This window comes from Reella acinonychis (genome assembly GCF_052828705.1).
The window spans coordinates 1,133,826-1,155,077 of record NZ_CM128256.1 but is presented as its reverse complement, the minus strand read 5'-3'; the positions used below and the strand labels follow the sequence as shown (position 1 = coordinate 1,155,077).

23 protein-coding genes are annotated in these 21,252 nt (G+C 39.5%); 11 read left to right on the top strand and 12 right to left on the bottom strand.

Going from position 1 to position 21,252, the window contains the following annotated elements:
* Nucleotides 1–2: 2 nt before the first annotated feature.
* The 5 genes from ACUXZ4_RS05820 to ACUXZ4_RS05800 all read left to right on the top strand — a co-directional run bounded on the left by ACUXZ4_RS05820 (nucleotide 3) and on the right by ACUXZ4_RS05800 (nucleotide 3,611).
* On the top strand, nucleotides 3–1,211 hold the full coding sequence (locus ACUXZ4_RS05820) for a hypothetical protein (protein WP_464972285.1): 1,209 nt from the start codon (nucleotides 3–5) through the stop codon (nucleotides 1,209–1,211).
* Entirely contained in the window at nucleotides 1,211–1,798 is a 588-nt protein-coding gene (locus ACUXZ4_RS05815) for a DUF4376 domain-containing protein (RefSeq protein ID WP_464972284.1), read from the top strand. Before ACUXZ4_RS05820 ends, ACUXZ4_RS05815 begins: the two co-directional genes overlap by 1 nt.
* Nucleotides 1,799–1,800: 2 nt before the next feature.
* Nucleotides 1,801–2,292 (top strand): enoyl-CoA hydratase, encoded by a 492-nt coding sequence (locus ACUXZ4_RS05810; protein WP_464972283.1) that lies wholly within the window; start codon nucleotides 1,801–1,803, stop codon nucleotides 2,290–2,292.
* Nucleotides 2,289–2,729 (top strand): Gp49 family protein, encoded by a 441-nt coding sequence (locus ACUXZ4_RS05805; RefSeq protein ID WP_464972282.1) that lies wholly within the window; start codon nucleotides 2,289–2,291, stop codon nucleotides 2,727–2,729. The genes ACUXZ4_RS05810 and ACUXZ4_RS05805 overlap by 4 nt, the downstream gene beginning before the upstream one ends.
* 96 nt (nucleotides 2,730–2,825) lie before the next feature.
* Nucleotides 2,826–3,611 (top strand): hypothetical protein, encoded by a 786-nt coding sequence (locus tag ACUXZ4_RS05800; protein WP_464972281.1) that lies wholly within the window; start codon nucleotides 2,826–2,828, stop codon nucleotides 3,609–3,611.
* 106 nt (nucleotides 3,612–3,717) lie between these two features.
* On the opposite strand, the gene ACUXZ4_RS05795 is transcribed toward ACUXZ4_RS05800, so the two are convergent.
* The 4 genes from ACUXZ4_RS05795 to rsmI all read right to left on the bottom strand — a co-directional run bounded on the left by ACUXZ4_RS05795 (nucleotide 3,718) and on the right by rsmI (nucleotide 8,628).
* Nucleotides 3,718–4,707 carry a restriction endonuclease subunit S gene (locus tag ACUXZ4_RS05795; RefSeq protein WP_464972280.1) on the bottom strand — a complete coding sequence of 330 codons (990 nt, stop codon included), beginning with the start codon at nucleotides 4,705–4,707 and terminating at the stop codon, nucleotides 3,718–3,720.
* Entirely contained in the window at nucleotides 4,700–6,454 is a 1,755-nt protein-coding gene (locus ACUXZ4_RS05790) for a class I SAM-dependent DNA methyltransferase (protein ID WP_464972279.1), read from the bottom strand. Before ACUXZ4_RS05790 ends, ACUXZ4_RS05795 begins: the two co-directional genes overlap by 8 nt.
* 221 nt (nucleotides 6,455–6,675) lie before the next feature.
* On the bottom strand, nucleotides 6,676–7,665 hold the full coding sequence (gene cra, locus ACUXZ4_RS05785) for a catabolite repressor/activator (RefSeq protein ID WP_464972278.1): 990 nt from the start codon (nucleotides 7,663–7,665) through the stop codon (nucleotides 6,676–6,678).
* A gap of 120 nt (nucleotides 7,666–7,785) precedes the next feature.
* Nucleotides 7,786–8,628, bottom strand: a complete 843-nt coding sequence (gene rsmI, locus ACUXZ4_RS05780; protein WP_464972277.1) for a 16S rRNA (cytidine(1402)-2'-O)-methyltransferase — start codon at nucleotides 8,626–8,628, stop codon at nucleotides 7,786–7,788.
* Nucleotides 8,629–8,701: 73 nt separating this feature from the next.
* Here rsmI and ACUXZ4_RS05775 point away from each other — a divergent pair, with 73 nt between their 5' ends.
* The 6 genes from ACUXZ4_RS05775 to ACUXZ4_RS05750 all read left to right on the top strand — a co-directional run bounded on the left by ACUXZ4_RS05775 (nucleotide 8,702) and on the right by ACUXZ4_RS05750 (nucleotide 13,640).
* Nucleotides 8,702–10,429 (top strand): penicillin-binding protein activator, encoded by a 1,728-nt coding sequence (locus ACUXZ4_RS05775; RefSeq protein ID WP_464972276.1) that lies wholly within the window; start codon nucleotides 8,702–8,704, stop codon nucleotides 10,427–10,429.
* Nucleotide 10,430: 1 nt separating this feature from the next.
* Nucleotides 10,431–10,790: a YraN family protein gene (locus ACUXZ4_RS05770; protein WP_464972275.1), complete on the top strand. Its 360-nt coding sequence runs from the start codon at nucleotides 10,431–10,433 to the stop codon at nucleotides 10,788–10,790.
* Nucleotide 10,791: 1 nt separating this feature from the next.
* Complete coding sequence (locus ACUXZ4_RS05765) at nucleotides 10,792–11,379, top strand: D-sedoheptulose-7-phosphate isomerase (protein ID WP_464972274.1); 588 nt, start codon at nucleotides 10,792–10,794, stop codon at nucleotides 11,377–11,379.
* 57 nt (nucleotides 11,380–11,436) lie between these two features.
* A complete protein-coding gene (gene dolP, locus ACUXZ4_RS05760; RefSeq protein WP_464972273.1) occupies nucleotides 11,437–12,018 on the top strand; it encodes a division/outer membrane stress-associated lipid-binding lipoprotein in 582 nt (193 codons plus the stop codon).
* A 74-nt stretch (nucleotides 12,019–12,092) separates the two neighbouring features.
* On the top strand, nucleotides 12,093–12,755 hold the full coding sequence (locus ACUXZ4_RS05755) for an NAD(P)H-dependent oxidoreductase (RefSeq protein ID WP_464972272.1): 663 nt from the start codon (nucleotides 12,093–12,095) through the stop codon (nucleotides 12,753–12,755).
* 66 nt (nucleotides 12,756–12,821) lie between these two features.
* The gene (locus ACUXZ4_RS05750; protein ID WP_464972271.1) at nucleotides 12,822–13,640 is read left to right on the top strand and encodes a pyridoxal phosphatase; all 819 of its coding nucleotides are present in this window, start codon (nucleotides 12,822–12,824) and stop codon (nucleotides 13,638–13,640) included.
* A gap of 94 nt (nucleotides 13,641–13,734) precedes the next feature.
* On the opposite strand, the gene araD is transcribed toward ACUXZ4_RS05750, so the two are convergent.
* From araD to yiaK, 8 genes are all read right to left on the bottom strand, one after another.
* Nucleotides 13,735–14,427 (bottom strand): L-ribulose-5-phosphate 4-epimerase, encoded by a 693-nt coding sequence (gene araD, locus ACUXZ4_RS05745; protein WP_464972270.1) that lies wholly within the window; start codon nucleotides 14,425–14,427, stop codon nucleotides 13,735–13,737.
* Nucleotides 14,421–15,281: an L-ribulose-5-phosphate 3-epimerase gene (locus ACUXZ4_RS05740; RefSeq protein WP_464972269.1), complete on the bottom strand. Its 861-nt coding sequence runs from the start codon at nucleotides 15,279–15,281 to the stop codon at nucleotides 14,421–14,423. Before ACUXZ4_RS05740 ends, araD begins: the two co-directional genes overlap by 7 nt.
* 15 nt (nucleotides 15,282–15,296) lie before the next feature.
* Complete coding sequence (locus ACUXZ4_RS05735; protein ID WP_464972268.1) at nucleotides 15,297–16,754, bottom strand: FGGY-family carbohydrate kinase; 1,458 nt, start codon at nucleotides 16,752–16,754, stop codon at nucleotides 15,297–15,299.
* Nucleotides 16,755–16,981: 227 nt separating this feature from the next.
* Nucleotides 16,982–17,965, bottom strand: a complete 984-nt coding sequence (locus tag ACUXZ4_RS05730; RefSeq protein WP_464972267.1) for a TRAP transporter substrate-binding protein — start codon at nucleotides 17,963–17,965, stop codon at nucleotides 16,982–16,984.
* 17 nt (nucleotides 17,966–17,982) lie between these two features.
* On the bottom strand, nucleotides 17,983–19,263 hold the full coding sequence (locus ACUXZ4_RS05725; RefSeq protein ID WP_464972266.1) for a TRAP transporter large permease subunit: 1,281 nt from the start codon (nucleotides 19,261–19,263) through the stop codon (nucleotides 17,983–17,985).
* The gene (locus ACUXZ4_RS05720; protein ID WP_464972265.1) at nucleotides 19,260–19,742 is read right to left on the bottom strand and encodes a TRAP transporter small permease subunit; all 483 of its coding nucleotides are present in this window, start codon (nucleotides 19,740–19,742) and stop codon (nucleotides 19,260–19,262) included. Before ACUXZ4_RS05720 ends, ACUXZ4_RS05725 begins: the two co-directional genes overlap by 4 nt.
* Before the next feature lie 8 nt (nucleotides 19,743–19,750).
* Nucleotides 19,751–20,215, bottom strand: coding sequence for a NanQ anomerase/TabA/YiaL family protein (locus tag ACUXZ4_RS05715; RefSeq protein WP_464972264.1), 465 nt, complete (start codon nucleotides 20,213–20,215; stop codon nucleotides 19,751–19,753).
* 11 nt (nucleotides 20,216–20,226) lie between these two features.
* On the bottom strand, nucleotides 20,227–21,225 hold the full coding sequence (gene yiaK, locus ACUXZ4_RS05710; protein ID WP_464972263.1) for a 3-dehydro-L-gulonate 2-dehydrogenase: 999 nt from the start codon (nucleotides 21,223–21,225) through the stop codon (nucleotides 20,227–20,229).
* Nucleotides 21,226–21,252 lie beyond the last annotated feature (27 nt).

Below are 21,252 nucleotides of genomic sequence, written 5' to 3'. Positions count from 1 at the left end.
AAATGGGATTTTTTGCACAAGTAAAAAAATGGGTAAATCAAGTTTACCTCATCGAAGAAAATGACCCAGTACATGGTGGTGAAAAAGGCATTACCAACCGCCCACTACGTGAACTGGCGGACCGTACTGAGTATTTAAAAGCACATTTACAGCCTAAGGACATTAGCGCAAGCAGTAGCAATACCTCTGATACACAAGGTCATAGCCACGCCATCGACCAAGCCAGCACCACACAAAAAGGGATTGTGCAACTCACCAATGACACAGGACTGGATAGTGAAAGCTTAGGACTCACCGCCAAAGCGGGTAAAAAACTGGCGCAAATGATTGCAACAGTGCAGCAAGCATTGGGTAACTATATCAAAAATGATAAAAAATCCGACTCAGTGGCAAGTGATTCCTCTGACAATGTGGCGACAAGCAAAGCGGCGAAAACTGCCCACGATAAAGGTGTTGAGGCATTGAATAAAGCTAATGATGCAAACGATAACGCCAACGGAAGAGTAAGCAAAAGTGGCGATACAATGACCGGCAACCTGGAGTTTGACAGTAGTTATAATTTTGTCAGAGGCAAAAAAAATGGTGTTAATAACTGGTATGTGGGTAATCAGCGTGAATCAGATGACGATATTGCATTACATAGTTACGCTTATGGTTGGGGTATTTATATCAAGTCGGACAGAATAGAGGCTAATAAAGATTTATATGTGGATCAGTACAGGGTACACCATAATGGCAATACTTACCTAGATGTTACAACTAGCCAATATGGGGGCTTAACTATTATCCGTCCAAGTCGCCAAGATAAAATGATAATAGAGAGTAATAGCAATAAATTTGTACTTTATCGGAGAGATATCAATAACAGCAGAAATTACTACGAAGTATCAGTCCCAGAAAAAAGTGGCACGCTAGCTCTCAAAGGCGATATTGCAATATTAACGGGGGCGGTAGGTAATAATTCAACTTTACCACTACCAGCGGGATTCAGTGAAAATGAATGCTACTTTCACATATCAATCCGACGCAGTACGGAGTTAAGTAAATTGGACGGTAGAAACCCAAATTATATGGTATTAGATTATTACCTTACAGGGAGAGTGGTTACAGCTAAAACTTACAGTATAAATGGTACACACACAGAACCGGGTACTGGCAGAAAATACGATAATGCCAGCGTCAATTATATTGTGATAGGAGTGAAAAAATAATGTACTACATTTTTAATCAACAAGGTGATTTTGTGGCAAGTTGCAATCTTGAGCCAGATTCTGCGGATTTGATGAGCCGAAACGAGACTGTGGTGCAATCAGAGGATATTTTTGATAATCCAGTGTTAATCAACGGGATAATTGTAGAGCAATCCCCTCGACCTAGCTCCTATCATAAATTACAAAATGGCATTTGGGTGATTTCAGATGAACATCAAGTCCAATTAAAAGCCGAACAACAAACACAAGTCTGGGAGCAAATCAAACAAAAACGCCATGATAATTTGCGCGGTGGTTGCTATGTTAAATCGGTGGATAAGTGGTTCCATACTAATGATGAAAGCCGTCAACAATACATTTTTATGCGTACCCTAGACCAGCTACCGCCAATCCAATGGAAAACCATGGATAACAGTTTTGTGACACTCACTAAAGCGTTATTGGATGAATTATCTATGCAAATGCTACTCAATGAGCAAGCAGACTTTACCAACGCTGAACGCCACAAGGCGCTGATGGAGCAAGCGGACACCCCCCTTGATTATGATTTTAGCACTGGCTGGTCGGCGGTTTATCAAGGAGATTAACTATGGAGGCACAAATCTATTTGGCTCTCTACAAGGGCAAAAAAACGGGTAAAAATCCCACCGCACTTTTGGCACGCTTTAGCGACTGGCTTACTCGTAAATTGACCAAGGGTATCTACTCCCATTGTGAGCTTGTGGTTGAGAAGAAAGAGTTTGTTGGTGGAGATCCATACCCTTACGTTACTTATGATTGTTATTCATCCTCTATCCGTGATGGCGGTGTGAGGTATAAAAATATGTTGCTAGACCGTGACAAATGGGATCTGATTCCGATAAATATGATATCCGAGCAGCAAATCATCCGCTATTTTAATCAGACTAAAGGCGCAAAATACGACTGGTGTGGCGCGTTTGGCATTGTATTTGGTGTTAAGCACAAACGCAGCCGATATTTTTGCAGTGAGTGGTGTTTTAACACCCTTTTTAACAGCACCGACGGGTGGCGATTTAGCCCAAATGATTTAGCAGAGATTGTAAGAGGACTTAACAAATGACCAAAGTAACTCCAGCGTATTTAAAAAGCCTAATTGTTAACACTGAGTACGTGCATCAAGGTGTACTCACTATCTGCACGCTCACCCTTAAAAACGGCTTTAATGTTGTGGGGACAAGCGCTTGCGTGGATGAGTCAAACTACAATCAAGAGGTGGGCGATAAGGTGGCATTTGAGGATGCCTTTGACAAAATTTGGGTGCTAGAGGGCTACTTGCTCAAACAAAAAATGTATGAGCAAAAACAACCTAGTCAAGTTAAATTACGCAATGGCAATGCAGCTCAAATCGTCCATGAGAGCGATTTTGGCAAGTTATTGGTAGTTGAGTTTAACGGAGATGAGCTACCACCTACCCATTGGCATAATGCCGATGGCTCTTATTGGGCAGATGCACAAAGTGATTTAGATATTGTGGAGGGGGTAGATGGATTACACTAAAAATAACAAACAAACAAACAAACAAACAAACAAACAAACAAACAAAGCGTAGTCCATTTTAAACAAGCTCCGCTACCATTTATTGGGCAAAAGCGCATGTTTTTAAATCACTACAAGCAAGTGTTAAATGATAATATCCCCAATGATGGCGAGGGGTGGACAATTATTGATGCCTTTGGCGGTAGCGGTCTATTAAGCCACGTAGCAAAACGTATCAAGCCTAAAGCACGCGTTATTTACAATGATTTTGATAATTACGCTGAGCGCGTAGCACATATTGATGATATCAATCGCTTGCGACAGCTTATTTATCCACTACTGGCAGATGTGCCAAAACAAAAGCGTTTGTCGGCAGAGTTAAAACAACAAATCATCAATGTAATTAAAGGTTTTGATGGTTATATTGACAGTCATATTCTTTGCGCATGGCTACTATTTAGTGGTCAACAGGTAAGGGGTTTGGATGAGTTGTTCAAAGAGGATTTTTGGCACTGCTGTCGCCAAAGTGATTATCCAAGTGCAGATGACTATTTAGATGGGATTGAGGTAGTTAATGAGAGTTTTCACTCTTTACTGCCCAAGTTTAAGGATGACCCCAAAGCGCTATTTATGCTTGACCCACCATATTTATGCACCCATCAAGCTAGTTACAAACAAGCGCGCTACTTTGACTTGGTTGACTTTTTACGGTTGATAGATTTAACCAGACCTCCATACCTCTTTTTCAGCTCAACCAAAAGCGAGTTTATACGGTTTATTGATTATCTAATCACAGATAAGGTCAAAAACTGGCAAGCCTTTGATAATGCCCAACGCATTGCTATTAACACCTCAACAAGCTATGCGGGCAAATATGAGGATAACTTGGTTTATAAATTCTAGTTTAAACGCCTTTTAAGGACATTTTTAAAGGTACTTAAATCTCAAAAATCTTAGGTAACAAATAACCACTTGAACTGAGAAAATGCGCTAAAAATCGTTTCTCACTTCAAGTGGTTATTTTTCTCAAATTTCGCGGTCGGCAACAATTAGGTCTGGAAAATTGATTTTCTTCACTAACAAATCCATTTCCTTCTACTTCAACAATCATTGGTTTAACGGAACCAATTTTTATGACAGGTAAGCCTTCATCAGTCCATTCGCTACTTTTGAATGCATATCCGTTTCTCATTGATGAAATATCAGACAAAACGCTAATATCCCACCCCTTCGGCACTTCTACACCATCAATCACATCCAATTCGCTGGGGAACTGGTGGGCGAGTTGGGCGAGTTTGTTGTAGTCTTCGGGGTGGGTTTGGCGGTAGGTGGCAAGTTCGGCGGGGGATTTTCCGCTGATGATGCCCATTGCCGCTTGGTCGGCTTGATCGTCCGTTGCCCCTTGTGCTTTGGCGGCGGCTTTGGCTCGCACAGGGTCGAAGTCGATAAACCAGCTTTTAAAGATGGCTTGGGCGATCTGTTCTAGGGTTTGGTTGATTTGGGTGTTGAGTTGGATTTTTTGGTCGAAAGCACTTAAAAATGCCCCTACATTTTTTCTGTTCTCTTTATCAGGAAAGTTAAACTCAAATTCTGATAAGGATTGCCAAGAAACTCTCTGCCTTCCCGATGTTCCTTCCATTCGTGATTTGGCATATTCTCTAAATTCAGGTAATTGAGCAAAATAATATAAGTAATCTTGATCAAATTCTGGTTCCTTGGCAGACATAACAATAAACTCTGTTGAACCAAAAGCAACTTCATCATCTTTTAATTCAAAAACTTGAGCTGTTTTACCATTTTCTAGGCAGGGAGTTATACGAGCAAATAAAACGTCGCCATTTTTAAACTTTGTTCCAGAGCCACTAAATTCTTTTAGTTCAATTTTCTCTATATATCGTGCATTAGTAGGCAATGAAGCCATTTCTATAAAAGATGTTACAGTTCCCTTTTTTAAAGATCTTGTTGGGTTAAATACCACAATTTCTGATAACTTACTCATACCCCAACTCCTTTAAATTCGCTTTGATTTTGGCTTCCAACTCGGCACTTTGTTTAAATTGTTCGGCTAAACAAGCGGTGAGTTTTTGCATTTTGTCGCTAAAAGGTATGCCGTCGTCTTCCTGTTCGGCGGTGCCGACATAGCGTCCGGGGGTGAGTACAAATTGTTGTGCTTCAATTTCGGCAAGTGTGGCGGAATAACAATAGGCGGCTTGGTTTTCATAGCCGTCTGCAGCTTGCCATCGGTGGTAGGTGCCGGCGATGTGGGCGATGTCCTCAGGTTTGAAATCCCTTAAAACGCGGTCTTTCATATAGCCGATTTGGCGGGCATCGATAAACAGCACTTCGCCTTTACGTTTCTTGCTTTTGTTTAAAATCCAAATGCAAGCGGGAACAGTCGCATTAGTGAATAGATTACTAGGCAAAGCAATCATTGCTTCAACTAAATCAGCATTGATGATGTTTTTGCGAATCTCGCCTTCGTTATTTGTTTGGCTAGACATTGAGCCATTGGCAAGCAGCAATGCCATTTTGCCTTTGGGCGATAAATGGTAAATCATATGTTGCATCCAAGCAAAGTTAGCGTTGCCTTCAGGTGGTTTACCATATTGCCAGCGAGGGTCACTTTCGAGCTTGGCATTCCACCACTCTCTCATATTAAACGGCGGATTTGCCATCACGAAATCAGCACGCAAATCAGGATGTTGTGGATTACGTAATGTATCAGCACTGCCTTTGCCAAAGTCGAACTCCAAACCACGAATCGCCATATTCATTGCTGCCAGTTTCCATGTTGTTGGATTGGATTCCTGCCCATAGATGGAAACATTGTTGATATTGCCCTGATGGGCTTGGATAAAGCGTTCGGTTTGCACAAAAAAGCCGCCCGATCCCATTGCTGGGTCGTAAATTCTGCCTTGGTAGGGCTCAATCATTTCGACAATCAGGGAAACAATGGATTTCGGGGTGAAATATTGCCCTGCACGCTTACCTTCAGCAAGAGCAAATTGCCCGAGAAAATATTCGTAAACGTGCCCGAGAATATCTTTGGCGGCAAGGTGCAGTGGCGTGCCGTTGTAATCTTTGGCGGTAAAACTGGTGCTGGAAAATAAATCGACCAAGCCGATTAAGATGCTTTCATCCACATTAAAGGGGGAGATGCGTTGGATCACGCCTTTGAGTTTGTCGTTGTGATTTTCAATGGCTTGGAAAGCATCATCAATCAAATTCGCCACGCCTTTGAATTTATCGCCCCAAGGCAGCGGATCGCCGTTATTGAATTTGACGACTTTGTTGAGATTATTCCAACGGGCTTTTTCCGGCACGATAAAGACGTTGTCTTTTTGGTAATAATCGGCTTGGTTCAATTCATCGGCTAAAAGTTGTTGATATTCGCTGTCGCTGTAGCCTTCGGGCGAGAGATAAAAGGGATTGTCAGGGTCGGTCAGCTCTTGTCGGATTTTTTCGCGTTGCTGTTCGAAGGTGTCGGAAACGTATTTGAGAAAAATCAAGCCGAGCACAACGTGTTTATAGTTGGCGGCATCGAGCTGTTGGCGGAGTTTGTCGGCGGATTGCCAGAGTTTGGCATCGAGTTCGTTAAGAAAGGCTTGTTGGGCGGCTAGAATTTGAGCCTGCTGTGCTGTGCTGTGCTGTGCTGTGCTGTGCTGTGCTGTGCTGTGCTGTGCTGTGCTGTGCTGTGCTGTGCTGTGCTGTGCTGTGCTGTGCTGTGCTGTGCTGTGCTGTGTCATAATTTTAAACCTTAACCATTTGAAAGTAAAGAAAAAAGTCAAAGAAAGGACATTTAACCTTATAAATATTGGTTATATTATACCTGTTTATAATAAAGATGGTAGAGGGCAGGTTACATCGCCTATTGGCATAGGTGATGCTTAATCTAAAAACGAGGATCTCTGTTGATCTTATATCCTCGAGAAGAAAAATTTATCTTTTTTACACCGCACTTTTTAAACTAGCCACAGTTTCGGCACTGGATATCTCGTTCGATTGGTTGGATTGGTTGGTTTATGGGTTGATTATCTAGTTGGCTAAAAGTGAGTTGTAGTAAGCTTTCCACGATTTTTTCGTGATGTTGTACACTGCAAATCACTTTATTTTCTAATAAATCGAGCATTTCATGATTGCCAAATGTCGCGATAGCTAATTGTTTTGGAATGGCTTTGTATTTGGCGAGCAAGGCTTGGAATACGCCGCGTAATAATGTTAAAGAAGTAACAAAAATCGCTTCTGGTAATGGATTGTGCTCAAGCCATTGTTGCATAATTTGGGCAGCACTTTGTTTGTGGAATTGTTCAGCATATAAAAACTGTGCAGAAATCGACCGCGCTTTTAATGCTTGGCGAAAGCCTTTTTCTCGTTCACAGCTTGTCGCTAATTCTGGCACTGCACCGAGGAATAACACGTTATTATAGTTGTTTTGCAATAAATTTTCCGCTAGACGAAAAGCGTCTTGTTCATCATTGCTTAATACATTCTGTACCTTGTCCACCATAATTTTTCGGTCGAAACCAATGATGGAAACTTTATCTGCCTGCTGTTGATAAAAAGGATCATCAGAGGCTAAGGCGCTAGACACAATGAGGGCATCCACTTTACGACGTAGAAGTTGTTGAACACAGGCTATTTCATTTTGCGCGTTGTCGTTGGTGCAACCGATTAATAATTGGTAACCTTTTTCGCGACAACGATTTTCTAATAGATTGGCGATTTGCGCGTAGCTGATATTTTCAAAGTCTGGAATGATTAAACCGATAGTATTGGTTTTGCCAGCTCTTAAACTGGCAGCAAGGGCATCAGGTTTGAAGTTATGCTCTTTAATTAAGGCGTTGACTTTAGCAATGGTTTTATCGCTCACGCGATATTGTTTCGCTTTGCCATTGACCACATAGCTTGCTGTTGTGCGTGATACGCCCGCTAATTTTGCTAATTCATCTAACTTCATCCTAATCCTTAACCATTCCGTCCATAAAAATGAGGGGAACGATTATAAACAGATCATTTAATACAAATAAAGTATAAATCTTCCGAAGTTTGATCAGGATCGCAAAATTTATCTTCTTTTTTAGTCAAAATGTTCTAGCCCGTATTGATAAAGGGCATTTTTTTTGTAGCCATATAATTCAGCGACAATTGCTGCTGCTTTTTTTAATGGTAATTCTTGGCTTATCAGTTGTAAGGCTTTAATAGCTTTCGGTTCAAATTCTTCCTCTGCCCTTTGTGTATTTCCTTCCACAATCAACACCATTTCGCCTTTGGTTCGATTCGCATCCTGTTGCAACCATTGACGTAATTGGCCAACTGCATCGCCGGTTATGGTTTCCCATGTTTTTGTAATTTCGCGAGCAAGCACAACATAACGTTCTGCCCCAAAAACGCTTTCTATATCTTCTAGGGTATCCAAAATGCGATGGGTACTTTCATAGAAGATTAAAGTGCGGTCTTCTTTGACTAAGTTTTGTAATTTATCTTGTCTTGCTTTGCTCTTGGCAGGTAAAAAACCTTCGAAGCAAAAACGATCTGAAGCAATACCAGAAGCACATAATGCAGTAATAGCGGCACAAGCACCCGGCACTGGCACCACTTTAATGCCTGCTTGACGACATTTTCTCACCAAATGAAAACCTGGATCGCTAATTAATGGCGTGCCAGCATCAGAAATCAGCGCAATATGGCTCCCCTGTTGCAGTTTTTCTACCAATAAATCCGCTTTTTGCTGTTCATTATGATCGTGTAAAGCAAAAAACGGCTTTTTAATCGCGTAATGGCTCAACAATAAACCGCTGTGACGCGTATCTTCCGCCGCAATTAAATCTACTTGTGCAAAGGTTTCTAAAGCGCGCTGGCTAATATCTTGCAAGTTGCCAATTGGCGTTGCCACTATATATAAAATGCCTGAATTCATCATTTTGTGTCTTCTTTTATTGCTTTTAATCGATGAGAGAAGTAAGATCCTACCATCTTTCTGACGAGGAGTAATTATGACTATTCTATTACAAGGTACTAAATTTAAAAAACGTTTAATGCCACTTTTATTTCCTGTGATGTTAGCCGGCTGTACCAATCTATTTGGCAGCAACTTTGCAGAAGTATTAAAAAACGACGCCAATGCTAGTTCTGATTTTTATATGAATAAATTAGAACAAACTCAGGATCTTGAAGATAAACAAACCTATAAATTACTTGCAGCTCGTGTATTAGTTACTGAAAATAAAATTGCACAAGCAGAAGCCTTATTAGCAGAACTTGTGGATTTAACACCAGAACAATTATTAGATAAATCATTAATTGAAGCTCATATTTCTGCGCTTAAAAATAAAAATAGCAATGCAGAAAACCAATTAAGTTCAATCAATTTAGCTTTATTAAGCCCATCACAAAAAGCACGTTATTATGAAGTGGTTTCTCGTGTGGCAGAAAATAAACGCGATATGATTGAAGCGGTTAAAGCGCGTATTCAAATTGATGCCTTACTCACAGATGTGCAACGAAAACAAGAAAATATTGACCGCACTTGGGCATTATTGCGTAACACCAATAAAGGCACTATTAGCAACACTTCAGCGGAAGGCAATGCAGCTTTAGGTGGTTGGTTAGCCTTAGCACAAGCTTACAATGATAATTTGAATAATCCATCTCAACTTAACCAAGCATTACAAACTTGGAAAGCGAATTATCCAAATCATAGCGCAGCTTATTTGTTCCCAACTGAACTCAAAACCATGTCTAATTTCCAACAGACGCAAATCAATAAAGTAGCATTGTTGTTACCATTAAGCGGTAATGCTCAAGTGATTGGCAATTCTGTGAAATCAGGTTTTGATAGCGCGCGAGGTGATGCAGCTGATATTCAAGTTGATGTGATTGATACGGTAGATAAAGATATTCCGACAATTATCGAACAAGCCAAAATGTCAGGCGCGAAAGCGGTTGTTGGTCCATTGTTAAAAGCCAATGTGGATGCGGTATTAAATAATCCAAATGCAATTCAAGGGTTAAATGTGTTGGCATTAAATGCAACAGCAAATGCTCGTGCCGTAAACCAGCTTTGCTATTATGGATTAGCTCCAGAAGATGAAGCAGAATCAGCCGCAAACAAAATGTGGGATGATGGTATTCGCTCACCATTAGTGATGGTACCACAAAGTGATTTAGGGCAACGCACAGGTAATGCATTCACTGTACGTTGGCAACAACTAGCTGGCACAGATGCGAATATTCGTTTCTATAATAGTGCACAAGATATTGCCTTAGCTTTAGAAGAAGGGGTATCAAAAGAAGCGCAAGCCATGTATATCGTTGCGTTAAGTGAACAGCTTTCTGAAATTAAATCTGTGATTGATAATGTCAATCCAAATTTAAAACTTTATGCAAGTTCACGCATTAATTCATCCAATAATACACCAGAATATCGTTTACAAATGAATGGATTACAATTTAGTGATATTCCATTCTTTAAAGAAACTGATTCTGAGCAATACAAAAAAATTGAAGCACAAACAGGCGGTGATTATTCTTTAATGCGTTTATATGCAATGGGAGCTGATGCTTGGTTATTAATCAATCAATTCAATGAGTTACGCCAAGTACCAGGCTATTCAGTGAGCGGTTTAACTGGTAAATTAAGCGCGGGGCCAAACTGCAATATTGAACGTGATATGACTTGGTTCCAATATCAAGACGGTAATATTCACACCTTAAAAAATTAAGATGTTCTCTTCTAAACGTCAACAAGGGGCGCAGTTTGAATATCAAGCTCGCCTCTTTTTAGAAAATCAAGGGCTACAATTTGTCGCAGCTAATCAGCAATTTAAATGTGGCGAGTTGGATCTCATTATGCGAGATGGCGAAACCTTGGTGTTTGTGGAAGTTCGCCAACGTAAAAATGATCATTTTGGCTCTGCTATTGAAAGTGTGGATTGGCGTAAACAACAAAAATGGCTTGATGCGGCAAGTCTTTGGCTCGCACAACAAGGACAAAGTTTAGAAGATGCAGATTGTCGCTTTGATTTAATTACCTTTGAACAAAGTCCCTCTTCAATTGAATGGTTACCTAATTTCCTTGAATAATATGTTAAACAAAATTAACGATCTCTTTGCTGAAAATATTCAAATTCAAATTGCAACGTCAAAATCTCTCGCCAATCAACTTAATGTGGCAACGCAACATCTTGTCAGTTGCTTACTGCGTGGTAATAAAATTATCGTGTGTGGTATTGGTCGTTCTTATGCTAATGCGCAATGTCTTGTGGCAAATTTACTCAATCGCCACGAATTAGAACGCCCAAGCTTTCCTTCAGTATTACTAAATTTAGATAGTGCGGTGGGTTCTGCCATTGTTTTTGATAATCCATTGGAACAATTATTACAACGCCAATTTAACGCGGTGGCACAACAGGGCGATATCTTAGTTATTCTCTCTCCTTTTGGTGATGAATTACCGATTATCAATGTAATCAATCAAGCCTTTACCAAAGAAATCCCCATTATTGCTTTAACGGGTGATAATGCGCACCACTTGCGCGGTTTATTAAGTGAAAATGATTTGGCTCTTTCTGTGCCTAGCAATAAAGAAAGCCGCATTTTAGAAAGCCATTTATTTATGATTAATTTATTTTGTGAATTAATTGATCACCAATTATTTACACAAAATAGTTGACAAAGTAGCCCTAGCACAACACACTAAGGCAAACAAACATTGAAGGAGAAATGGTCAATGAATATGAAAACATTTAAGAAAATCAGTCTGTTATTAGGTGCTACTTTTCTTTTACAAGGTTGTATCGCTTTAGGTTTAGGTGGTGCTGCAGTAGCAACAAAAGTAGGGACCGATCCTCGCACAATGGGGACACAACTTGATGATGAAACCCTCGAATTTAAAGTTTATGATGCTGTAACCAAAGATGAGCAAATCAAAGCGGAAGGTCGTGTGGTTGTGGTTTCTTATAGTGGTCGTGTGTTGCTATTAGGTCAAGTGCCTGATGAAAGTTTGAAATCCGTCGCAACGGGATTGGCGCAAGGCGTAGAAGGTGTGAATGATGTTTATAATGAAATGCGTACAGGCACGCCAATTTCATTTGGTCGCAAATCACAGGACAGTTGGATAACAACCAGAATTAAGTCAGATATGTTGTTAAATTCAGCCGTTAAGACAACCGATATTAAAGTGGTCACCGAAAACAAAGAAGTGTTCTTGATGGGTAATGTAACACAAGAACAAGCTGATGCTGCTGCTGAAGTCGCTCGCAATGTATCTGGTGTTGAAAAAGTGGTTAAAGTATTCAAATACCTTAACTAAAATTTAGCAAAAATAGACCGCACTTTTAAGGTGCGGTTTATTCTTTTTTACTTTTGAATTTAAAAGGGGAATATATGTTTAATATCAGTAAACAACAGGTTTTAGATGCATTCAATTATCGCGCAGCTTGCCGCTACTATGACATCAATAAAAAAATCAGCCGAGAAGATATGGATTATATTTTAGAATTGGCTCGACTTTCACCAAGCTCTGTGGGCTCTGAACCTTGGAAATTTATTGTCTTACAAAATCCAGCATTACGCGAAAAAATTCATCCTGTCTGTTGGGGAATTAAACATCCTATTGCTGAAGCAAGCCATATTGTAGTTTTATTAGCGAAAAAGAATGCACGCTACGATAGCGAATTCTTTCGCGTTTCTTTAGCTAAACGAGGTTTAACAGCGGAACAAATGGAAGCGACGATTGCGCGCTATCAAAGCTTCCAAATCAATGATATAAAAGTGCTTGAAAATGACCGCACTTTATTTGACTGGTGCAGCAAACAAACCTATATTGCCTTAGGCAATATGATGACAGGGGCCGCGCTAATTGGTATTGATAGTTGCCCAATTGAAGGCTTTAACTATGACGAAGTAAACCGTATCCTCGCAGAAGAAGGTTTGTTTGACCCAAATGAATACGGCGTTTCTTGCATGGTGACTTTCGGTTACAGAGCAAAAGAAATCACTAAAAAATACCGCAAGCCAACTGAAGAAGTAGTTGAGTGGATTGAATAAAACATCATGAAAAATGACCGCACTTTAGCGGTCATTACTTTTATCACAGATAAAATTGGAGAAAAAATGAACTATAAAGTTGTTGCCTTTGATCTTGACGGTACCTTATTAAATAGTGAAGGAAAAATTTTACCTTCAAGTAAACAAGCGATTCAACGCTGTATTGAGCAAGGTATTAAAGTGGTGCTTGTTACAGGTCGCCACCACACTGCTACTTATCCTTATTATGTTGAGCTAAATTTAGATACACCAATGATTTGTTGTAACGGTACCTATTTGTATCAACCGCAAAATGACGAAGTGCTGATTTCTAATCCTTTATCATTGCAACAAGCAAAACAACTCATTGATTTAGCAGAAAAATATCAATTACATTTATTAATTTATTCCCGAGATAAAATGAATTTTGCCAGCTTAAATCCTCATATGGCCAAATTCTCACAATGGGCAAATAGTTATCCAGAAAATATTCGCCCAAAACTAAATCTGTTAGACAATCTGAATTCGCTGATTGAAAACAAAGAAATTATTTGGAAAGGCGTACTCAGCCACCCAGATAAATCGCTAATGGAACAAGCTCTCGCCGAATTATCTCCACAAGAATTTAGCTGTGAATGGTCTTGGTTTGATCGTGCCGATATTGCTAATTTAGGTAATACCAAAGGTGCCCGATTAGTTGAATTGTTAAAAATGTGGAACATCGAGCCACAACAGGCTATCGCATTTGGTGATAATCATAATGACACCTCAATGATCACCGCTGTGGGTTTAGGTGTGGCAATGGGGAATGCTGAACCCGAAGTGAAGCAACAAGCTAAACTTGTTACGCTAAGCAACAATGAAGATGGGATTGCCCAAGTTCTTGCAGAATATTTAGCAATATAAAAACGAAAAGTGCGGTGAATTCCACCGCACTTTTTTATTGCTTAAGATTTTACTTTTTGCAAAAGTTATATAATACCCTTGGTTCGCTCAACAATTATTGTCCGTAATAAGCATTTTTACCATGTTTGCGTAAATAATGCTTATCAAGTAATTCTTGTTGCATTGATTGCACATTTGGACGAATCAGTTTGCTACAGAAATTCATATAAGCCACTTCTTCTAATACAACGGAATTATGCACTGCATCATGTCCATTTTTACCCCAAGTGAACGGGCCATGTGAATGAACTAATACGCCTGGCACCATATTAGGATCGATATTGCGTTTACGGAAAGTTTCTACAATCACTTTACCTGTTTCAAGTTCATATTCGCCCGCAATTTCTTCTGGGGTCATTTTGCGCGTACAAGGCACAGAACCGTAGAAATAATCGCCCTGTGTTGTGCCTAACGCTAAAATATCTTCACCCGCTTGTGCCCAACCCACTGCATGGCGTGAATGGGTATGCACTACACCACCGATTTCAGGGAATTGACGATAAAGCTCTAAGTGCGTAGGTGTATCTGAAGAAGGCTTTTTATCGCCCCATACTCTGTTGCCATCTAAATCAACAATGACAATATCATCAGCGGTCATCACATCATATTCCACGCCAGATGGTTTGATCGCCACTAATCTTGTTTCAGGATCAATTTCACTGACATTTCCCCAAGTAAATGTCACTAAGCCATATTTTGGCAATTCAAGATTTGCTTTTAATACACGTTCTCTCAATTCTTTTAACATTGGAAACCTCCCTCTTTCATTTTTTGTTCAATCCAACGGCGTGCATTAATAATTTCCGCAATTGGTTCTTCTGCTTTTTCTGTCCACATTTCAATTAAAAATGCACCGCGGTAATTTAATTCCGCTAAGGTTTTAAAACAAGATGCGAAATCAACACAACCATCGCCAAAAGGTACATCGCGGAATTGACCCTTACAGGTTTCTGTCACTTTAAATGTATCTTTTAAGTGGATAGCAGAAATTTTGTCGATACCTAATTTTAACTCTTCTGCCACATTGTCGTTCCATGCAGAAAGGTTGCCTAAATCGGGATATACGGTAAACCAAGGCGATTTGATAATATCGTCCCATTTTTTCCAGCGAGAGATTGAACTCATAAATTTGGTATCCATAATCTCAACTGCAATGGTCACTTGATTGCTTGCTGCAAGCTCAACTGCCCATTCTAATCCTTGTTGGAAACGCTCAATTGTGCCTTCATCTTGCTCTTCGTAATATACATCATAACCAGCAAGTTGGATTGTACGAATACCCAAATCCACAGCAAGCTGAATGGCTTTTTCCATAATTTCATAAGCTTTCTTACGCGTTGCTTCATCTCGGCTACCAAATGGGAAACGACGATGTCCAGAAAGACACATTGACGGAATAGTCACGCCCGTATTCACAATCGCTTTCACTAATTTTAAACGTTCTTTTTTCGTCCAATCTAAACGTGCTAAACGTTCATCAGTTTCATCAATTGAGATTTCAACGAAGTCAAAACCACACGCTTTCGCAATAGAAAGGCGATCTTGCCAACTGATATTTTTTGGTAAGGCTTTCTCATAGATGCCTAATTTATGTTTTCTCACAAACCACTCCTATTTTTATACTGTTTTTAATGCTTCAACTAAGCATTGATAGCGTTGATATTTTTGCTGATAAGCATCAAAATTTTCTGGATTAGGTAAAATTTGTTGCATTTTACCACTTAAAATTGCCATGTCACTTAAATTCATACCAGTACCTTGCATTGCCATTAAGGCTGCACCTAAACAACCCGTTTCCTCTACAGCTGGAATTTCTAATTTCATTCCAGTTAAATCCGCTAACATTTGCATCCATACTTTAGATTTAGCTGGACCACCAGTTACTCGTAAGACTTGCGTATTCGGAAAACGTTTTAACATGCGATTTAAATGGTGCATTAAACTAAATAGCACGCCTTCATAAATCGCTTGCAATAGATGCATTTTTGTATGATAAGCTTGCATACCATAAAAGCCCGCTTGCATACCTAATCCTGCATTTGAACCATATAAGAAAGGCACAAATAAAACTGAACTTGCAGCTGGTGGTAGTTCAGCTATGCCTTGATTGATTTCATCGTAGCTTAAATCACCCCATTGCTGCACGAACCATTCTAAATTCCCCGCAGAAGTTGGGCTGGCTTCATGAACAATAAATTTATTTTCTTCTGCATAACGACCATAAACAAATGGCAATGTTTGTGTACTATCAATATGTGAGGTAATGCCACTCACCACAGACCAAGTACCCAATACCGCGTTTAATTTGGTTTCATCATCTAATCCTGCACAAAGTGCGGTGGAAACTACGTCAAATAATCCGCCTACAACTGCAGTACCTACAGCTAATCCTGTTTGTGCGGCCGCCTGTTCAGTGACATAACCAGCCACTTGATTAGCAGCAATCACCGGTGGCAATTTGTCCATTATTTCAGATAAGCCTAACAATTCAGCTAACTCAGGATCGTAGCGTCCCTCTGCCATATTATAAAGATTCGATTCTGAAATATTGGTTTCTTCGCAATGCAATTCACCAGTTAAGCAAAAACGTAAATAGTCGTGAGACATCAGTACTGAACCAATTTTTGCATAGCGTTCAGGCTCATTCTCTTTTATCCAACGTAAAATCGAAACAGGATGACCTGTCCATAAGGTTTGACGAGTGATAGGATATAATTTTTCAGGAATACCCTGTTGCTGCCATTGTTTTACAATTTCAATAGAACGCTGATCTGAAGATAAAATCGCTCTCCCTAAAGGCTGGCGATTTTTATCCAATAGGAATGCTCCTTTACCTTGTGCCGAGATTCCCACAGCCTTAACTGCGGTGGAATTTACGCCACTTTTTTCAATTGTCTTTTTAATTACATCTGCACAAGCTGACCATAGCTGCGGCATATCACGTTCCGCATAGCCTGCAATATCACTAATTAACATCACGTTCTCTCTTGTGCTGGCAAGCATATTGCCCGCGGTGTCAAATAGTGCAGCTTTGATAAACGTACCACCACAATCAATACCAAGGTAATAGTTCATAATTTTTCCTATTGAAAAGTTAAACGATAAAGGCTATTCGATGCCGTAATAAATCATGTTTTTTGATCGTTGCCAAACGTACAATTTGAAGTTGTTTTGCCTAGAATAAAGCGTCCGGGTAAAAAAATAATAGGTTATCGCTGGGCATGTCATCATTTCGACAACGAGGAAAGTAAAAAAGTGCGGTTAAATTTGACCAAGTTTTATCAAATTTAACCGCTTATCAATTATTGAGCTAATGCATCAATTTGTTTTACTAAACCATCGCCATTTTTCTCGATGAAGGCTTTACGCACATCTTTTTCGATAATCGCTTTGAATGGTTGTGTATCTACTTTTTCAACGATTTCAATGCCCGCTTTTTGTAATTTTTCGAAAATACCTTTTTCATTTTTTAAATTAAGCTCACGTTGGAATTTACCCGCTTCTTGAGCTGATTCCACCACTGCTTGTTGTAATTCAGGACTTAAACCATCAAATTTTGCTTTGTTCATCACAACAATTAATGGAGTATAACCATGGTTAGTTAAGCTAAGGTGTTTTTGTACTTCATACAATTTCGCTGACCAGAAAATACCTACTGGATGCTCTTGCGCATCAACAGCTTTAGTTTCTAACGCAGTGTACAGCTCACCTAATGGCATTGGCACTGGGTTTGCACCTAATAAGCTAAATGCTTGAATGTACATTGGGTTTTGGTTAGTACGTACTTTTAAGCCTTTGATATCATCAGGTGTTTTAACTGGGTGTTTAGAGTTTGTGAATGAACGGAAACCTACTTCCCAGAAAGCTAAACCTTTTAAGCCTTGTGCTTCTAAATCTTTTAATAAGCCTTGACCAATTTCACCATCTAATACTTTGTAAGCATGCTCACGATCTTTGAAAATAAATGGAATATCAATTACATTTAATTTTGGCTCTAAACCAGAGAAATTTGGAGATCCTGACATTTCGATATCAAGTGTACCACCACGAACTGCGCTAATCATGGTTTGTGCATTACCTAATGTGCTATCAGGGAAAAGGCTTAATTTGATTTCGCCTTTCGCTTTTTCTTTTAACAACTCATCAAATTTTTTCGCCGCTGCATGTTGGGTATCGCTGCGAGGTGCTTCATAACCAAAGCGTAATTTCACTTCAGCATTCGCTGTTGATAATACAGCCATACCTGCAACAAAAGCTGCTAAAGTTTTAAGATTAAATAATTTCATAATAATCTCCTAATAGATTAAGGTTGCATCCACGAAAGTGGGGTTAAAATTAATGATGGAACAAAAATAAAGGTAAACAATAACACGACCATCATCAGCATATAAGGCAGAATACCTCTTGCTGCTTGGTCAAATGGTAATTTTGATACCCCTGTTATAACGTTTAATACATTACCGACTGGTGGTGTAATCAAACCAATAGAGGTGTTTAAAATAAAGAGTACGCCAAAATACACTGGGTCAATACCCGCTTCTTCAACCAATGGCATTAATACAGGTGTTAAGATTAATACCGTTGGGGTTAAATCCATTACCATACCAATGACAAAAACAACGAACATAATGACAATCAGTAGTAAGGTTGGCGAATCAATTAATGGGCCAAGCAATTCTGTCATCATTTGTGGTAATTCAGCGATAGTGATTAACCAGCCAGTCACATTTGCTGCAGCCACTAAGAACATAACTACCGCTGTTGTTTTACCCGCTGCTAAAATCACTTTATATAAATCTTTGAACTTAAGTTCACGATAAACAAAGAGTGAAACAACAAGAGCATAGAAGGTTGCCACAGCACCCGCTTCTGTTGGGGTGAAAATCCCTGTACGGAAACCACCAATAATAATCACAGGTAATAATAGCGCCCAGATACTGTTTTTAAATGAGATGCAAAGTTCTTCTTTAGATGCTTTAGAGAAAGTCATTAAATCTAAACGTTTTGCTTGCCACCACCAAAGTCCAGCTAAACAGAATCCCATTAAGACACCAGGGAAAATACCGGCTAAAAAGAGTTTAGTGATTGATACACCACTTGCTACACCAAATACAATAAATGGAATAGAAGGTGGAATAATTGGTGCGATAATACCCGCAGTACCAATCAAGCCAGCAGAACGATCAATTGGATAACCTGTTGTTTTCATCATTGGCAATAACATTGCAGCAACCGCTGCTGTATCTGCAACAGCAGAACCCGATAAGCTCGCCATAATCATTGCAGCTAAAATCGCAACAAAGCCTAATCCACCACGTTTATGACCAACCAGTTTCATTGGTAAATCAATAATACGCTTAGACAATCCGCCTTCATTCATGATTTCGCCAGCAAGAATAAAGAATGGAATCGCCATTAAAGAAAAGCTATCTGCACCACTCACTAATTGTTGCGCTAAAATTTGCGCATCAAATAAATCTAAATGAAGCATTAATGCTACGCCACAAACTAATAGCGCAAATGCAACAGGGATACCAAGAATGATCGCCCCTAATAATACAGAGAGGAAAATCACAACTGTCATTGGTTATCTCCTTTCACTAACAAGCCAACCGTAGTTACAAGTCTAACTAAAATTAAGATGCCAATTAATCCCCCTGCAACAACACTTGCAAAAAAGGTAATCCCTTGCGGTAAACCAGAAATTGGCGCTAAATTATTAAGGTTTAACTGAAATTGAATCCAGCTCCCCGTCACAATTAAATAACAACAAAATAGCATTGCACTATCTGTTACCAAGCTTAATAAATGACGTTTCGTTGCCGATAATTTGCTTGTTAAAATGCCTACACTCACATGTTGATTATCTCTAAATGCAAGGATTGCACCTAAAAAAGCTAACCAAACAAAAAGATAACGAGACACTTCTTCAGTGACATTAATACTGCTATTAAAGCCATAGCGTAAAACAACGTTTAAGAAAACCAAGCAAGACATAGCGGCTAATATGGCAACCACCAATCCTTCTAATATCTTGCCTACAAATGTTGCTAAAGATTTCATTTTCAACCTCAAATCTCGCTCATTGCAATTTTTACAACAACTTTGCGAATTTTAGATACTTCACCATCAATGCAAGCTGGGCGATGCACATCATGTGGGAAGAAGACAGCAAAACTGCCTTCTTTCATAATAAGTTCATTTTCGCCTTCAGCATCTTGATAGAACTGAATATCACGTTCTGGATCATATTCAATGGCAACCTGGTTATTACCCAAATCAGGTGCAAATCCCATACGCTCTTTGCCTGAGTGAAGATATTGCACATCAAGATAAGCGCGGTGGATTTCTGGCAAGTTTTCAGATTTTGGTTTGGTTTCCAAATCTAATACTTGCACATAAATCAGATTATCTTTAATCGAATAACGGCCTGCAGGCAGGTTATCAAAATCCGTATCTTGCAAATATTTCAACGCTGTTTGAATTGCAGCTGGATAAACTTTTAAATCCACATTAGAAATATGACCAAAAAACATAATAACTCCGATTATAAGGATTTTAATTTCGCCCAAACGGTTTCATCAACTGGGATACCATTGGCTTTGTTGTCAGCTAAAATTGTGGTGAACTCATGACCAGGTAAACGTACTTCCACATTAGGATCTGCACGCTCAGCTGTTTTCACATAATCCATAATGCGTTGTAATTTCTCATCTTTAGTTTTGCCATCAATTAAACGATCCACTTCGATAGCAATAAACACTTGAGAAACACAGTATTCATCATCTTTATCTTCTGTTACTGCTGCAGTAGATAAGCCGTTAGAAAGTAAAGTTGCGATCATATCTAATACGATTGATAAACCAGAACCTTTCCAGAATCCCATCGGTAATAAGCGACGGTTACGTTCTACTGTTGCAGGATCACGTGTTAGGTTACCATCATCATCAAAGCCTGCATCAACCACAGTTTGACGCCCCGCTAAACGATTGACTTCTAACATACCATAAGAATACATAGAGCAAGACATATCAACCATTGTGATTGGGTTACTTGGTACCGCAATAATTAATGGGTTAGTACCAATGCGACATTCTTTTGCGCCCCAAGGTGGCATAACCGCTAATGCGTTAGTCCAACAAATCCCGATATAGCCTTTTTCAGCAGCTTGCCAACCGTAACCACCACCACGCATCCAATGGTTTGCATTTTTAAGTGCTACTACACCAATACCAAATTGATCCGCGATTTCCATTGCGCGATCCATCATTTTTTGTGCAGTTAAGTTACCAATTGCTTGGTGAGCATCCCATTGTTCAATAGCCCCTAAAGAAAGAACTTTTGTTGGCTCAGCTTCAGGCACTACATCGCCTTTTTCTAATTGTTGAATAAAACGAGGAAAACGATTCACACCATGTGAATACGCCCCTGCCTGAGTGGTATCCGCAAACAAGGTTGCGCAATCTTCAGCAATATCTTCTCTTACGTTACGAGCAAGTAAAACACGTTTAAATTCTGCTTTTAAATCAGCATAAGAAACTCTCATAAAAAACCTCGATTTCAGATTGTAAAA